The following is a 15,232-nucleotide window of genomic DNA, read 5'->3' as shown; positions in this document are numbered from 1 at the left end:
CCCCGTGTTTGAAGATGAACATGCGTCACTTTCGGCGCCGGAGGGGCCAAGGAGCCCCGCCGGGGCCGCCGGCCACCACCGCCGGCGGCCGGGAAAGGGTCGACAGACGGCCGACAACCGCCTTGCGGGTGGCCGATAACCGGCTGATCGGCGGGTGATTGGCGGGTGATTGGCGACCTTGCGGCGGTCACCGAAAAACAGATGGAGCCGAATCGCGTGTCGATACGTCTATTCGACGACGTCCCTACGACGACGCCGAAGTGACCGAAGTACAGGTGCAGGTGTGACGGAGGTGCAGGGCGATGGCGGGATTCCGGAGTCTGGCGAGACAGGTGCGCGACCCGAGGAGCGATCTGGCACTGCGGCGCTATTCACTGCGCAAGTGCCTTGAGCGGTTCGCTCCTTACGGTCACCGGGCGACCTGGGACCATCTGTGCTCCCGGGCCGGGTTCGGCCCCGAGGACCGGTCCCCCGATCCGGCGCGGCTCGTGGCCGCACTGGACGAACTGGAGGAGGCCCGCTCCGTCTGGCTCGCCTACGAGGCCGGATTCGCCGAGCGCCGCAAGAAGGAGAAGCACGACGGTCTGCGCAGCCCCGGCAGCGTGGACGACTGGCACCGGCTCACCTGGGGCGGCTTCGGGGTCGCCTGGTGCGACGACCCGAGGGTCCACCCCCATGAGCCACTGGCCGAGGTGCTGCGCCGGCTGATCGCCGCCCTGGAGCGGGAGCCCGGCGCCGTCTGCCCGGTCTGCTCGGGCGAGCGCCTCGTCTGGAAGTACGACCTGGCCCACGAACCGTCCTCGGGCCCGGTCTGCACGGCCTGCGGGATCGTGGTCCCACGGCCGGTTCTCACCCCCGAAGCCCTGACCGACTGCAGGAGGGGACGCCTGTTGGTCGCGGTCGCGGGCTAGGAGATGCCGGGGGTGCGCCGGCTCAGCCGCACCCCCGGGCGCATGCCTACGGAACCTTGACGTCGGTGTGGATGGCGAGCTTGAGCTCGGCGAGCATCAGCGGTGTGGAGATCTTCACGTCCCCCGCGCCGCGCACGGAGACCTTCAGACCGACCGGTGTGTCCGGGTGGACGAACATCTGCCACATGTACGAGCGGTACTGACCGCCCCTGGTGGGCGCGATGTCCGTGGTGGCCGTCGAGTTGTAGCCCGTGGTGAGACTCAGCGGATCGCGGACGAAACGCACCCGGTATTCGAGGTCGTCGGCGTCCGCCTCCCAGAAGACCAGCGCGGACAGGACACCCCAGCCGTCGTGACTGGGCCAGACGAGACCCGAGCGGGCGTCGGGGAACTTCGACGCGGCGCTGCCGCCCTTCGCCGGGTCGTGCATGCTCCAGCGGTCGTACTGCTCTTCCCCCGTGACGTACGGGAAGCGCACCAGGTGGTACCCGTCGCTGTCGTACGTGATCCGCTGCGCCCCCGTGTGTGCGGCTTCCCACTTCAGCGAGCAAATGGCCAGGCTCATCGCCTCTTCCCCTTCCGGTCTCCGGTTGGCAGTGCCACCCCAGCGCCATCGGGGCATGGGGCAGGTCTGTGTGAACGGGAGGTGCGGGTCCGGCGACGGGGCGGCGCTCGTGCCGGTGTCGCCGAAAGCGATGGCCGGCGCCGCGACGGAAGCGGAAGCCGTCCCGGCCGGGGCGTCGGACGTCGCTGAGCATCCTAAGTCCCCTGCGGAGAAGGCACCCTGTCCCCGAAAGCGGTTTCGGCGGCGCTGGTCGAAATCCGGTCACGGGTGTACCGGGTGTCCGGGTGTCCGGCGTACGTGGAGGCCGGACTCAGCGGCAGTTCCCGGGCGCCTGCTGCTGCTTCTGCCCCTCCTGCCCCTCCTGCCCCTCCTGCTGCTCCTGCTGCTCCTGCGTCCGGGGCCGGTGTCCGCGCCGGCCACCGCGCTCCACCATCAGACGGGAGCCGCTCTGCCGTTCACCGAAGGCGTCGTCGGGGTTGGACAGCACACAGGTCTCCAGGGAGAGGCAGCCGCAGCCGATGCAGTCCGTGAGGTGGTCGCGCAGGCGGCCCAACTGCTTGATGCGCTCGTCGAGTTCGGAACGCCAGGCCGCCGAGAGCCGGGCCCAGTCCTCCCGGGTCGGCGTACGTTCCTCGGGCAGCTCGGCGAGCGCGTCACGGATCGTGGCCAGCGGGATGCCGACGCGCTGAGCGGCCCGTACGAAGGCGACCCGCCGCAGGGCGTCGCGGTGGTAGCGGCGCTGGTTGCCCGCGGTGCGGCGGCTGCTGATCAGGCCCTTGGACTCGTAGAAGTGCAGGGCCGAGACGGCGGCTCCACTACGGGCCGACAACTGGCCGACCGTGAGTTCATGGATCTTCTCGGGAATCTGGGGCACCCCTCGAACCCTACTCAGCCCGTCACCCTTCCGGTCCGTTGACAGGGGACCTCCCGACGACCATGCTAAGCAGTTGCTTAGACATGGGTGCTCCGAGATTCCGAGACGCAGCGACGGGAAAGGCCAGGGACATGGCAGAGCCGAGGATCTTCACGTCCGCCGACGAGCTGAAGGCGGCGGTGGGAGAACAACTGGGGCACAGCGACTGGCTGGAGGTCGACCAGAAGCGGATCGATCTGTTCGCCGAGGCGACCGGTGACCGTCAGTGGATCCATGTGGATCCCGCGAGGGCCGCGGCCGGCCCCTTCGGGACGACCATCGCCCACGGGTATCTGACGCTGTCCCTGCTGCCGTTGTTCGGGCCCCAGCTGATCGCGGTCGAGGGCGTCAAGATGGGGGTCAACTACGGGACGAACAAGGTGCGCTTCCCCGCGCCCGTCCCCGTCGGATCGCGGCTGCGCGCCACGGCGAAGATCACCGGGGTCGACGAGGTGGCGGGCGGTGTGCAGGTGTCCGTCGGCTTCACCGTGGAGCGTGAGGGTGGCGACAAGCCGGTCTGTGTGGCCGAGTCCGTTTCCCGTTACTACTTCTGAACTATTTCCGCAGGGCGCGCCATTGCTTGCTTCCGCAGGACGCGCCACTACGTCTGAGGGGCGCGCCCCTACTTCTGCAGGGCGCGCCGGTCGGGGCCGATCACCTGCGCGCGCCGACCATGCGGAGCACCAGGTCCGCGTACAGGTCTCCGACCATCTCCGGCGTGCGCGGGCCGTTCACGTTGAACCAGCGGGCCACGTCGATGCACAGGGACAGCACGGCGAGCGTGGTGCCCGGTACGTCCGGGACGTCGAAGTCCCCCGCGGCCACGCCGTCCTCGATGATGGTGCGCACTACGGCGTCGACCTCGCGGCGCAGGCCGATGATCTCCGCGCGGGCGTCCGCGCCGAGCGAGTCGAGCTCGTACTGCACGACCCGCGCGGTGGTGCGTGCGCCGGCGTGCCAGCGGACGAAGGAACTCACCGCGTCGGCGAGCCGCTCGGTCGGGCTGCCCTCGCGCGCGGACGCCGTCCGCAGGATGGCGAGGGCCTTCTCGTGGCCGATGCGGCTGATCCGGTGGAGCAGCTCTTCCTTCGTCTTGAAGTGGATGTAGAGCGCGGCCGGGCTCATGCCCGCCCGGCCCGCGATGTCCCGGGTCGTCGTCGCGTGGTACCCGCGCTCGGCGAAGGCCTCCACGGCGGCGGCGAGCAGGCGCCGGGCCGCGTCCGGGGTGACCTCGGCCCACGGCTGCGTCTCGCCGTCGGCCGTCTCCTCCACCGTACTCATCGCTCGTTCGCCCCTTCCGGTGACAGGACGAACACCATACCTCCGATACTGAGCGGGCGCTTAGAGTGCCCGCTCAGTAAAGGGATCGTGGTCGGCGAGGAGCTTGTCGAGGCGGGCCTGGTCGACGCGACTGACGATCTGCCCGGCCTCCTGCCGGTCGCGGATCACCTTGGCGAGGGTGAACGCCGAGGTGACGAGGTACAGCACGGCGATCCCGAGGAACGCGCGCACCCAGGTGTCGGCCTCCAGCTTGAAGATGCCGATGGCGGTGGCGACGATGGCGACGGCGAACGAGAGGACCGCCTGGCCGTAGAAGGCGGCGGTGGACTGCTGCTTGACCGGTGTCTCACTCATGCGACCAGGATCGGCGGGGGCGGCCGACGCCACATCCGCGCAGGTACTCAGCCACCTACTCAGCCGGGCGCCCAGCTGAACACGTGCCCTCAGTTCCGCGCTCACGCTCGGCCATGTGCTCAGAAGGCCGAAACCCCGGTCAGCGCACGCCCGATGACCAGCTTCTGTATCTGGCTGGTGCCCTCGTAGAGCGTCATCACCCGGGCGTCGCGCAGCAGCTTTCCGACCGGGTACTCGTCGATGTAGCCGTAGCCGCCGAAGACCTGGAGCGCGTTGTTCGCGGCGCGCACCGCGGCCTCGGAGGCGAAGAGCTTGGCCTTCGAGGACTCGGTGGCGAACGGCTCGCCGCGGTCGACGAGATCGGCGACGCGCCAGGTGAGCAGCCGTGCCGCGTCCACGTCCACCGCGATGTCGCTGATCAGTTCCTGTACGAGCTGGTGGCGGGCGATGCTCTTGCCGAACTGCTCGCGCTCGGTCGCGTACGTCACGGCGGCCTCCAGCGCGGCCTGGGCGATCCCCACACAGCCCGCCGCCACCGACATCCGCCCCTTGGCCAGCGCGGACATGGCGACGGCGAAGCCCTTGCCCTCGGGGCCGAGCATCGCGGAGGCGGGCACGCGGACGTCCGCCAGGGCCAGTTCGGCAGTGGCCTGGCCGCGCAGTCCGAGCTTGCCGTGGATGGTGCGGCGGGTCAGACCGGGGGTGTCGGCCGGCACGAGGAAGGCGGAGACGCCCTTGTGGCCGGGGGCGTCGGTCGAGCGGGCGAAGAGCAGCACGACGTCCGCCCAGGTGCCGTTGGTGATGAACATCTTGCTGCCGCTGATCAGGTAGTCGTCGCCGTCGCGCACCGCCCTGGTCGACAGGTTGCCCGCGTCGGAGCCGGTGCCCGGTTCGGTGAGCCCGAAGCAGCCGACGTACTCGCCGGAGGTGAGCCCCGGCAGCCACTGCCGTTTCTGCTCCTCGCTCCCCCAGGACGCGATGGTCTTGGCGACGAGTCCGAGCGAGACCGAGACGATGCCCCGGACCGAGGAGTCGCCCCGGCCCAGTTCCTCCGTCACGAGGCAGTACGCGAGGTGGTCGCCGCCGGAGCCGCCGAACTCCTCGTCGACGGTGAGGCCGAGGAAGCCGACGTCGCCGAGCTTCTTGACGATCGAGCGGTCGACGTCCTCCGCCCGGTCCCAGGCGATCACGTTCGGGGTGATCGCGCGCGCGACGAAGTCCCTCGCCAGTCGCCGGACGGCGGTCTGCTCCGCGCTGAGTTCCAGGTTCATGACGGTCCATCCCTGCCTGACATACTTAAATTAGCACTGCTAGTTTAACGTCCGCAGCCCTACTATGTGCGCCATGGCCCGACCGCGCAAGCCCCTCCTCAGCACCGACCGCATCGTCGGGGCGGCACGGACACTCGTGGACGCCGAGGGCCTCGCCGCGCTCTCGACGCGCAGGCTGGCCGCGGAACTGGGCGTGAGCGGTCCTTCCCTCTACAACCACTTCCGTACGAAGGACCAGATCCTGGAGGCCGTCGCGGACTCCGTGAGCGCGCAGGTCGACCTGTCGATGTTCAAGGACGGCCGGGACTGGCGCACCGCGCTGCACGACTGGGCCGTCTCCTACCGGGCGGCACTGCGCGACCACCCCAACATCGTCCCGGTCCTCGCCCGCGGCCCCGGCCGCCGCCCGGCCGGACTGCGGCTCGCGGACGCCGTATTCGGCGCGATGGTCGACGCCGGGTGGCCAGCGGCGCAGGCCACGTCCATCGGCGCGCTGATGCGGTACTTCGTGACGGGCTCCGCGCTGGGTTCGTTCGCCGGGGGCTTCGTGGACGACGAGACGGCGTACGATCCCGCCGACTATCCGCACCTCGGGCAGGCCCACCTTCTCGCCGAGCAGCAGGAGAAGATCGACGACCGGGCCTTCGAGACGGGGCTCACCGCGTTGCTGGACGGGTTGGCCCAGCAGTACGCGGCTCTCCACCAGTAGCGCTGTTCGACGGGTGCCGGCCGGTGGGGGCTGGGCGCGCAGTTCCCCGCGCCCCTATCGGGGCGCCCCCGTGCGGGGCGACGCACAGTTCGGCGCCCGCCGAAGTGTGCGTCGCGCATGCTGGGTGCATGACCTCCTCACGTACCGGGGCCGCCGGGCTCGCCGCCCTCGCCTCGCTGGTCGCCGACGAGACGCGGGCCGGGTTTCTGCTGGCACTGCTCGACGGGCGGGCGTGGACCGCCGGGGAACTGGCGCGGCACGCCGGGGTCGCCGCGTCGACGGCCAGCGAACACCTGGGCAAGCTCGTCGCGGGTGGGCTGCTCGCCGAGGAACGGCAGGGCCGGCATCGGTACGTACGGCTGGCCGACGCCCGGGTCGCCCAGCTCGTCGAGGACCTCGCCGCCCAGGTCACGCCGTCGGCCGCCGCACGGCCGCGCACCCTGCGCGCGGCGGGCGCCGGCAGCGCGATGGCTCGCGGCCGTACCTGCTACGACCATCTGGCCGGCCGCCTCGGCATCGCGGTCACCGACGCGCTCACCGGGCTCGGGCTGCTCAGGCAGGACACCGGGTTCGCGCTCACGGACGAGGGCGTGAGCTGGTTCGAGGGCCTGGGCGTCCCGCTCGTACGCACCGGCCGGCGCCCGCTCGCCCGGGCCTGCCTGGACTGGACGGAACGGCGGTCCCATCTCGCGGGCGTCGCGGGCGCGGCACTGTGCCGGCACGCCCTGGACGCGGGCTGGTGCGTACGCATCGGCTCGGAACGGGCCGTGAAGGTCACCGGCCGGGGTGAGCGGGCGCTCGCGGAACTGCTGGGAATCCAGCCGGACACCCTGCGCTGACCCGCGCCCGCACGGAGGGCGTCCGGTCCGAAAACCGCGAGCCCTTTGCCGCCACCCCTCCTACCCTCTGGAACGTGATGAACTCTTCCCCATCCCCTCGCCGCACGGAACTGCTCGCTGCCGGGGCGGCGACAGTCACCGTGCTGCTGTGGGCCTCCGCGTTCGTGTCCATCCGCAGCGCGGGCCAGGCCTACGCACCCGGCGCGCTGGCCCTGGGCCGACTGCTCGCCGGGGCGCTGGTCCTCGGAGTGATCTGTCTGATACGCCGGGAGGGGCTGCCCGGGCGTGCCGCCTGGCCGGGGATCGTGATATCCGGACTGCTCTGGTTCGGGCTGTACATGGTGGTGCTCAACTGGGGGGAACAGAAGGTCGACGCGGGCACCGCCGCACTCGTGGTGAACATCGGACCGCTGATCATGGCCCTGCTCGCGGGGTGGCTGCTCAAGGAGGGCCTGCCGTCACGGCTGCTCGCCGGGATGGCCGTCTCCTTCCTCGGCGCCGCGGTCGTCGGGCTGTCCATGTCGGGCGAGGGCAGCGCCTCCGTGCTCGGCGTACTGCTCTGTCTGCTCGCCGCGTTCGCGTACGCGGGCGGTGTGGTCGCCCAGAAGCCGGCCCTGCGGCACGGCTCCGCCCTCCAGGTGACGACGTACGGGTGTGTGATCGGCGCGGTGGCCTGCCTGCCGTTCGCCGGGCAACTGGTCTCCGACGCCCGGGACGCCCCGCTGTCCGCAACCCTCAACATGCTGTATCTGGGCGTCTTCCCGACCGCCCTGGCGTTCACCACCTGGGCGTTCGCGCTGGCTCGTACGACGGCAGGGCGGATGGGCGCCACGACGTACGCGGTGCCCGCGCTGGTGGTGCTGATGTCCTGGGTGGCGCTCGACGAGGTGCCGGGCTGGATCACGCTCGTCGGCGGCCTTGTGTGTCTCGCGGGGGTGGCGGTGTCGCGCTCCGGTCCCCGGGCCGGGGCGAACACCGTGACGGTCGGCACGGCAGACACCGCAGACACGGCAGACACGGCTGGGACAGCGACGGCGGCTGTTCCCGCCACGGCTGTCGGTGCGACTCCGGAACCACCACGTCTGCAACCATGCCCGGAGCCGCAGTCCGAGAACTCCTGACCGGAGGAGCCGGCCTTGGTCTTCGGCTTCGGCTCCGGCTCCGGTTCCAGGACCGGGACCGGGACTAGAACATCACCAGTGCCCGTCCGCCCTTGCCTGCCAGCATGTTGTCGAACGCCGACGGGATGCCGTCCAGGGTGATCCGTTCCGTGACGAGGGCGCTCAGGTCCAGCCGTCCCGCCCGGACGTGTTCGCCGAGGATCGGCACGTCGCGGGCGGGGTCGGAGTTTCCGTAGACGCAGCCGGAGAGCGTGCGGCCCCAGTGGAAGATCTCCAGCGCGTTGAAGGTGACCTGCTGGTCCTTGCCGCCGATGCCGACGACCGTCGTCCGGCCGCCCCGGCGGGTGGACTCCCAGGCGGTACGGATCGTGACGGCGCGGCCCGCGCACTCCACGGCCACGTCCACTCCCTGCTTGCCGGTGAGCCCCCGGATCTCGCGAGCCGTGTTGTCCGAGGCGACCACGTACTCGGTGGCTCCGGCCTGGCGTGCCAGGGCCTCCTTCGCCGGTGACACGTCGACCGCCACGATCGTCGAGGCACCGGCGATCCGCGCGGCCTGGAGAGCCGCGAGTCCCACCCCGCCGACGCCGAAGACGGCCACGGTCTCGCCCTGCCGTACCTGGGCCGAGTAGTGCACGGCTCCGTAGCCGGTCAGTGCGGCGCAGCCGAGCAGGGCCGCGTCCGCCAGGGGAATCCCGGCCGGCGCCGGCAGCACGCACGCGGACGCCACCACCGTCTCCTCGGCGAACGCGGCGACGTTCAGCCCGGGGTGGAGGTCCGTCCCGTCGGAGGAGCGGTGTGCGTAGACGTTCGCGGCTCCCGCCAGCGCGTTGGCGCACAGCCACACCTCTCCCAGCGAGCAGGCGTGACAACTTCCGCAGGACGGAGCCCAGTTGAGTACGACCGGGTCGCCGGGCGCGACGTGCTCGACGCCGGGTCCGACGGAGACGACGGTCCCCGCTCCCTCGTGGCCGAGTACGGCGGGCACCGGCACCCGCATGGTGCCGTTGGTGAGGGACAGGTCGGAGTGGCAGACCCCGGCGGCGGCGAGGCGGACCCGCACCTGCCCGGGGCCGGGCTCCGGCAGGTCGATCTCGGTGAGCTCCAGCGGAGCCCCGACGGCGGGCAGCACAGCGGCGCGGGTCATGACGTACAACGCTCCTGGGACTCGGGACTCGGGGCTCTGGAACTGGCTGGGGACTCTAGAACTGGAGGGACTTGGTCTGGAGGTACTCGGACAGTCCGTGCGAGCCCAGTTCGCGCCCGACGCCCGACTGCTTGTAACCGCCGAAGGGTGCCCGGGGGTTGAAGCGTCCGCCGTTGATGTCGACCTGCCCGGTGTCCAGGCGCCGTGCGAAGGCCACGGCCTCCGTCTCGTCCCCGGCCCAGACGGCGCCCGCGAGCCCGTACACCGTGCCGTTCGCGATCCGCAGCGCGTCGGCCTCGTCCTCGTACCGCATGATCGACAGGACCGGGCCGAAGATCTCCTCCTGGGCGATCGTCATCTCGGGGCGGACGTCCGCGAAGACGGTCGGGCTGACGAAGTACCCCTGCTCCCGCGGGGCTTCGGGCCCGCCCGCGACCAGTCGCGCGCCCTCGGTGACGCCCTTCTCGATGTAGCCCCGCACCCGTTCCTGCTGCTTGGCGTTGACGACGGGGCCGATGCGCTCGCCGTACTTCGCGGCGGCTTCGGCGGCCAGGGCGACCGCCTCGTCGTACTGGGAGTCGTGCACCAGCATGCGGGTCCAGGCGCTGCACGTCTGGCCGGAGTTGGACATCACGTTGGCCACGCCGACGTTCACGGCCTTGGCCAGGTCGGCACTCGGCAGAATGACGTTGGCGGACTTGCCACCCAGTTCCAGGGCGACGCGCTTGACGGCCGCGCCCGCCGTCGCGCCGATCTGCCTGCCGACGGCCGTCGAGCCCGTGAAGGAGACCAGGTCCACGCCCTCATGGCCGGCGAGCGCCTGTCCCGCGACCGGGCCGAGGCCGGTGACGAGGTTGAAGACGCCGGCCGGCACTCCGGCCTCGTGGACGGCCTCCGCGAAGAGCTGCGCGACGAGCGGGGTGTCCTCGGCGGGCTTCAGCACCACCGTGCAGCCGGCCGCGAGGGCCGGGGCGACCTTGGCGACGATCTGGTGCAGCGGGTAGTTCCAGGGCGTGATCGCTCCGACGACGCCGACCGGTTCCAGATGGACGGTCGAGTTCCCGACCTTCTCCTCGAAGGCGTACGAGGCGGCGAGGTCGGCGTAGGAACCGGCGACCGCGATCGGCGCCCCGACGTGCACCGCGTGGGAGAACTTCAGCGGCGAGCCGAGCTCGGCGGTGACCGTTTCGGCGATCTCGTCCTTGCGGGCGACGAGGACGTCCCGCAGGGCGCCGATCCGCGCGGCGCGCTCGGCGGGCGGGGTGGCGGCCCAGGCCGGAAAGGCTGCGCGCGCGGCCCGTACGGCGGCGTCGACGTCCTCGATCGTGCCGGCCGGGACGTGCGCGATGACCTGCTCGTCGGCCGGATTCACGACGGCGATCGTGTCCGGACCGGCGGCGGGGCGCCACTCGCCGTCGATGTACATGCCGTCGTGTGCCTTCATGCGTTGCGTTCCTCCCGGGAGGGGCGCGGTCGGCCCGCCCACCACCCAAACTAGCGCTGTTAGTTTTTACGCGCCAGGCCGATCCCGCCGGGGGTTCAGCCGAACGGCGGGTCGGCGGGCGGCTGTGGGCGACTGCGGGCCGAGTGTGGCTGGTCGCGCAGTTCCCCGCGCCCCTGAAAAGCAGGGGCGCAGGGGAACTGCGCAGTCTTTTGTCTTTAGGGGCGCGGGGAACTGCGCAGTCTTTTAGGGGCGCGGGGAACTGCGCGACCAGCCACGACGCACCCGCACCCGTAAGCGAACCCGGTCTCAGTCCTCCAGGTCAGGCGACCGCGCCGGCGCCGGACAGATCCGTACCCCGGCGTGGTCGAAGACGAACAGATGCGCGAGGTCCACGAGAAGTGGGACATGCATGCCATGGCGCAGCGCGTGGTCGGGTGTCGTGCGGACGATGAGGTCCCCCGGCAGCCGGCCCTCCGCCGGCGCCGGTTCCGTGCGCTCCGACCCCGCGTCGCCGGGGTGCTCCAGGACCACGACCGGCCCGGCGCGCAGGGTGCCCGCCCGGTCCCGCAGCCGGTCGAGGACCCTGCCCTCCCGGCGGCGACGCCTGGTCGGCCGAGACACGGGACGCGGCGCCTCCAGGTCCGGCACGAGCGCGGGGCGCGAGCCGGTGTTGAGGTGGACGAGGACCTCGTGCCCCTGGAACTCCACGTGCTCGACGAGCCCGCTGATCGCCACCTCGCCGGGCCGGGCCTGCGCGGGCCGCGCGAGGCGTACGGCCTCCGAGCGCAGCCCGACGATGACCTCGCGGCCCTGCTGCACCCGGAGCAACCGGTGGTCCGGGGACAGGGGCTCGGGCAGGACGAGTGCCTGGCGGCCGAGACCGATCGACATGGCGCCGTCCAGCGGGGCGAGCACGACGCCCCGGAGCAGGTTGATCCTGGGGGTGCCGATGAACGCCGCGACGAAAACGTTCTCCGGCAGTGCGTAGACCACGCGCGGAGTACCGACCTGCTGGAGGACACCCCCGCGCAGGACGGCGACCCGGTCGCCCAGTGACATCGCCTCCGCCTGGTCGTGGGTGACGTACACGGTCGTCACGTCCAAGTCCCGGGTCAGGCGCGCTATCTCGGCCCGCAGGTGGTTGCGGAGCTTGGCGTCGAGGTTGGCGAGCGGCTCGTCCATCAGGAACGCGGAGGGGTGCCGGGCGATCGCCCGGCCCATCGCCACGCGCTGGCGTTCCCCGCCGGAGAGCTGGTGCGGGAAGCGGTCGAGGAGGTCCTCGATGCCGAGCATCCGGGCCGTGGCCTCCACGCGCGGCCCCGGGTCCCGGCCGGGTGCCTCGATCCGCAGAGGGAAGCCGATGTTCGCGCGGCTGCTCATGGTCGGGTAAAGCGCGTAGTTCTGGAAGACCATCGCCATGTCACGCTCGGAGGGATGGACATGGTTGGCGTACGTTCCGTCGAGCCGTACCTCTCCCTCGGTGGGCTCCTCAAGCCCGGCGATCATCCTCAGCACCGTCGACTTGCCGCAGCCGGACGGCCCGAGCAGCACGAGGAACTCGCCGGGCGCGATGTCGAGCGACAGCCGCTCCACCACCCGGACGCCTTGCGTATAGGACTTGCTCACTTGGTGCAGAGAGACGGCGCGTGGCATGAGACGTGACCCCCGGGGGCTCACGGGGCACTGATGCTCCGTGGTCGGACGTCTCGTGCGGGTTTGTACGAGACCCGTGAGTCACGGAAGCTAACGGACCGCGCATGCCCGGGGAAGCCTTTGGACACCCCAACTCACGGGCGGCCGTGTCCCGTTCGGCGTTCTTCGAGTTCAGGCGCGGTACCGGTCCTGGCCGGGCTTCCGGCCGCCGCGGTCCCGGCGGCGGTCCGGCCCTGCCGGAGTCCCAGCCCGGAGGCGATCAGCAGGAGCGCTCCGAGCATCACGAACGGCGCGGCCACGCCCGCGACCCCGGCGATCAGGCCCGCGGCGGCGGGCGCGGCGACCTGGCCGAGCCGGTTGCCGGTCAGCCGCAGGGCGAGGGCGGTGGAGCGGGCGTCGTCCGGAGCGGCCTGGACCACGGTGGTCATGGACAGAGGCTGCCCGACGCCCAGACAGAAGCCCAGCGCGGCGAGCATCACGGCGAGGGCCCAGACCGGCACGGGCAGGGCGATCGCCGCGCACAGCAGGGCCGCCGGCAGGCAGGTCGCGGTGAGCAGCGCGGCCCGGCCCAGCAGCCGCAGCATCGGTGTCATCACCAGCCGGCAGGCGATCGTCGCCGCCGCGCGCAGGCTGAGCAGCAGCCCGATCACCGAGGGCGCGATGCCGCGGTGTTCGCCGACCACCGGCAGGTACGCGGTGAGGATGTCCGTCGCGGAGAGCACGGCGAGGCTGATGAAGATGCCCGCGGGCACGCCCCGGGTGCGCAGGATGCGGTGCACGGGCACGCGTTCGCCCTGTCCGGTACGGGACGTGGGCGGCGTACGGTGCTCGATGCGCCACAGGGAGACGAACGAGACCGCCGCGACCCCGCCCGCGACCAGCAGGGCCAGGGCGCTGGTGCCCGCCATGTCGGGGCCACCGATCAGGGCGCCCGCGGCGATCGGTCCGACGAGCTGGCCGAGGGACGCGCCGATGGTGAAGTGGCCGAAGTTGCGGTCCTGTTCGTGGGGTGCGGACTGGCGGGCCACGATCGACTGGGCGCCGATCACGAAGGAGAGGTGTCCGAGGCCCATCACACCGCTCCAGGCCGCCATCGCGGTGAGGGAGTCCGCCGTACCGCTGAGGGCGCAGCCCCCGGCTATGAGGACGACGCCCACCGGGAGCAGCGGGGCGCACCGGCCGTGGTCGGTCCTGCGTCCGAGCGGTACGGCGGCGAAGAGCGGCAGCAGCGCGTACACGCCGGCGATCACGCCGATGGCACGCTCGTCGGCGCCCAGCGCGAGGGCCCGGTAGGAGACGGCGGGCCGTGCCATCGACACCGCCCCCTGCGCGCAGCTGAAGGCGATGACCAGGCGGAGCAGCCAGCCGCGGTTCCCACCGGGTCTCACAGTGACGTTCTCCATCGGACGGAATCGGCCTCCCGGCCGGACGAGCGGCAGCGGTGGTGCGGGTGAGGTGGGTGCGGCGGGTCAGATGATGCCGAACAGGATTCCGGACGCGAGCACCACGAGCGAGGTGAGGGCGGCCCACTTGACCACGAACCTGGTGTGGTCGCCGAAGTCGACCTTGGCCATGCCGACCAGCACGTACACGGCTGGGACCAGCGGGCTCGACATGTGCAGCGGCTGGCCGACGATGGAGGCGCGGGCGACTTCGAGCGGCGAGACACCGTGCGCGGCGCCCGCCTCGGCGAGGACCGGCAGGACTCCGAAGTAGAAGCCGTCGTTCGACATGAAGTAGGTGAGCGGGATGCTCAGGACCCCGGTGACGACGGCCATGTGCGGGCCCATGCCGTCGGGGACGCCGTCGACGAGCCACTTGGCCATGGAGTCGACCATGCCGGTGCCCTGGAGGACGCCGGTGAAGACAGCGGCGGCGAAGACCATGCCGGAGACGTTGAGGACGTTGTCGGCGTGGGCGGCGAGACGCTCCCGCTGGTCCGGGATGTGCGGGAAGTTGACCGTCAGGGCGAGCGCGGCGGCGAGCAGGAACAGGACCGGGATCGGCAGCAGCTCCATGATCATGGCGGTGAGGAGGACGACCGTGAGCAGCGCGTTGAACCAGTACAGCTTGGGACGCAGCGTCGCACGGTTCGGGTCCAGGCCCTGGAGGCGGACGTCGTCCTCCGCCTCTTCGTCGTCACCCTCGCCGGAGTTGTCGGAGTTGTCGGAGGCGTCGGGGGCGTCCGTGCTGCCGCCGCCACCCGTGGTCTTGGTGAACCGCACCTTGCCGTCACCCGGACCGCCGGAGACACGGGCACCGGTGCCTGCACCGACCAACACCGTCTCGGTCTCGGTCTCGACCTCGTTCTCGACCTCGGTGATCCTTGTCCCGGCCTCGGAAACCTCGGTCTCCTGCTGCTCGTCCCCCCGTACGGTGCCCAGGCTCAGCACGCCGAGTCGCCTGCGCTCGCGGAGGCCGAGGACGTACGAGAGGGCGATCACGGCGACCAGGCCGACGGCGAGCGCAGGGATCATCGGGACGAAGATGTCGCCGGCGTCGACCTTGAGCGCGGTGGCGGCGCGAGCCGTCGGGCCGCCCCAGGGCAGGGTGTTCATCACGCCGTTGGCGGTGGCGGCGACCCCGGTCATCACCACGAGGCTCATCTTGAGGCGCTTGTACAGCGGGTACATCGCCGAGACCGTGATCATGAAGGTGGTCGAGCCGTCGCCGTCCAGGGAGACGATCGCGGCGAGCAGGGCCGTGCCGATGACGATGCGCAGCGGGTCGGCCTTGCAGAACCTGAGGATGCCCCGGACGATCGGGTCGAAGAGGCCGACGTCGATCATGACGCCGAAGTACACGATGGCGAACATCAGCATCGCGGCGGTGGGCGCGAGGGTGCCCACCCCTTCGATGACGTAGTCGCCGAGATGGGCCCCCTTCCCGACGAACACACAGAACAGTGCCGGGATCAGCACCAGCGCCGCGATCGGCGACATCTTCTTCAGCATGATCAGGACCAGGAAGGTCGCGATCATGGTGAAGCCGAGGATGGTCAGCATGGATGGATACCTAACGTTC

Annotated in this window: 15 protein-coding genes; 5 read left to right on the top strand and 10 right to left on the bottom strand. The window is 71.2% G+C overall.

Going from position 1 to position 15,232, the window contains the following annotated elements; translation table 11 throughout:
- Window positions 1-302: 302 nt before the first annotated feature.
- Window positions 303-911, top strand: coding sequence for a hypothetical protein (locus AOK01_RS03565; RefSeq protein ID WP_055508265.1), 609 nt, complete (start codon window positions 303-305; stop codon window positions 909-911).
- A gap of 46 nt (window positions 912-957) precedes the next feature.
- Here AOK01_RS03565 and AOK01_RS03560 read toward each other — a convergent pair whose 3' ends face one another.
- Together AOK01_RS03560 and soxR are read right to left on the bottom strand one after the other, a co-directional pair.
- Window positions 958-1,476, bottom strand: a complete 519-nt coding sequence (locus AOK01_RS03560; RefSeq protein WP_055508262.1) for a hypothetical protein — start codon at window positions 1,474-1,476, stop codon at window positions 958-960.
- A 310-nt stretch (window positions 1,477-1,786) separates the two neighbouring features.
- Window positions 1,787-2,350, bottom strand: a complete 564-nt coding sequence (gene soxR / locus AOK01_RS03555; protein WP_055508260.1) for a redox-sensitive transcriptional activator SoxR — start codon at window positions 2,348-2,350, stop codon at window positions 1,787-1,789.
- Between the two features lie 131 nt (window positions 2,351-2,481).
- On the opposite strand from soxR, the gene AOK01_RS03550 reads away from it, so the two are divergent.
- Window positions 2,482-2,943 (top strand): MaoC family dehydratase, encoded by a 462-nt coding sequence (locus AOK01_RS03550; protein WP_055508259.1) that lies wholly within the window; start codon window positions 2,482-2,484, stop codon window positions 2,941-2,943.
- Window positions 2,944-3,043: 100 nt separating this feature from the next.
- On the opposite strand, the gene AOK01_RS03545 is transcribed toward AOK01_RS03550, so the two are convergent.
- From AOK01_RS03545 to AOK01_RS03535, 3 genes are all read right to left on the bottom strand, one after another.
- Window positions 3,044-3,670 carry a TetR/AcrR family transcriptional regulator gene (locus AOK01_RS03545; protein ID WP_055508257.1) on the bottom strand — a complete coding sequence of 209 codons (627 nt, stop codon included), beginning with the start codon at window positions 3,668-3,670 and terminating at the stop codon, window positions 3,044-3,046.
- A 60-nt stretch (window positions 3,671-3,730) separates the two neighbouring features.
- Window positions 3,731-4,024 (bottom strand): YiaA/YiaB family inner membrane protein, encoded by a 294-nt coding sequence (locus tag AOK01_RS03540; protein ID WP_055508255.1) that lies wholly within the window; start codon window positions 4,022-4,024, stop codon window positions 3,731-3,733.
- 119 nt (window positions 4,025-4,143) lie between these two features.
- The gene (locus AOK01_RS03535; protein ID WP_055508253.1) at window positions 4,144-5,295 is read right to left on the bottom strand and encodes an acyl-CoA dehydrogenase family protein; all 1,152 of its coding nucleotides are present in this window, start codon (window positions 5,293-5,295) and stop codon (window positions 4,144-4,146) included.
- A 73-nt stretch (window positions 5,296-5,368) separates the two neighbouring features.
- Between AOK01_RS03535 and AOK01_RS03530 the strand changes: the two genes are divergently transcribed.
- The 3 genes from AOK01_RS03530 to AOK01_RS03520 all read left to right on the top strand — a co-directional run bounded on the left by AOK01_RS03530 (window position 5,369) and on the right by AOK01_RS03520 (window position 7,964).
- The gene (locus tag AOK01_RS03530; RefSeq protein WP_055508251.1) at window positions 5,369-6,004 is read left to right on the top strand and encodes a TetR/AcrR family transcriptional regulator; all 636 of its coding nucleotides are present in this window, start codon (window positions 5,369-5,371) and stop codon (window positions 6,002-6,004) included.
- Window positions 6,005-6,132: 128 nt separating this feature from the next.
- On the top strand, window positions 6,133-6,843 hold the full coding sequence (locus AOK01_RS03525; protein WP_055508250.1) for an ArsR/SmtB family transcription factor: 711 nt from the start codon (window positions 6,133-6,135) through the stop codon (window positions 6,841-6,843).
- Between the two features lie 77 nt (window positions 6,844-6,920).
- On the top strand, window positions 6,921-7,964 hold the full coding sequence (locus AOK01_RS03520) for a DMT family transporter (protein ID WP_055508248.1): 1,044 nt from the start codon (window positions 6,921-6,923) through the stop codon (window positions 7,962-7,964).
- Between the two features lie 64 nt (window positions 7,965-8,028).
- On the opposite strand, the gene AOK01_RS03515 is transcribed toward AOK01_RS03520, so the two are convergent.
- The 5 genes from AOK01_RS03515 to AOK01_RS03495 form a co-directional block, all read right to left on the bottom strand.
- Window positions 8,029-9,111 carry a Zn-dependent alcohol dehydrogenase gene (locus AOK01_RS03515; RefSeq protein WP_055508245.1) on the bottom strand — a complete coding sequence of 361 codons (1,083 nt, stop codon included), beginning with the start codon at window positions 9,109-9,111 and terminating at the stop codon, window positions 8,029-8,031.
- Between the two features lie 55 nt (window positions 9,112-9,166).
- Window positions 9,167-10,555, bottom strand: coding sequence for an aldehyde dehydrogenase family protein (locus AOK01_RS03510; protein ID WP_055508243.1), 1,389 nt, complete (start codon window positions 10,553-10,555; stop codon window positions 9,167-9,169).
- A gap of 306 nt (window positions 10,556-10,861) precedes the next feature.
- Window positions 10,862-12,208: an ABC transporter ATP-binding protein gene (locus AOK01_RS03505; RefSeq protein WP_055508241.1), complete on the bottom strand. Its 1,347-nt coding sequence runs from the start codon at window positions 12,206-12,208 to the stop codon at window positions 10,862-10,864.
- 134 nt (window positions 12,209-12,342) lie between these two features.
- Window positions 12,343-13,596 (bottom strand): MFS transporter, encoded by a 1,254-nt coding sequence (locus AOK01_RS03500; RefSeq protein ID WP_055508316.1) that lies wholly within the window; start codon window positions 13,594-13,596, stop codon window positions 12,343-12,345.
- Window positions 13,597-13,677: 81 nt separating this feature from the next.
- The gene (locus AOK01_RS03495) at window positions 13,678-15,213 is read right to left on the bottom strand and encodes a CitMHS family transporter (RefSeq protein WP_055508239.1); all 1,536 of its coding nucleotides are present in this window, start codon (window positions 15,211-15,213) and stop codon (window positions 13,678-13,680) included.
- Window positions 15,214-15,232 lie beyond the last annotated feature (19 nt).

The sequence above is a fragment of the Streptomyces aurantiacus genome, assembly GCF_001418335.1.
In the GTDB taxonomy this organism is placed as follows: domain Bacteria; phylum Actinomycetota; class Actinomycetes; order Streptomycetales; family Streptomycetaceae; genus Streptomyces; species Streptomyces aurantiacus.
Note: the sequence above shows the minus strand (reverse complement) of the source record. Positions and strands in the feature narration are given on the sequence as shown.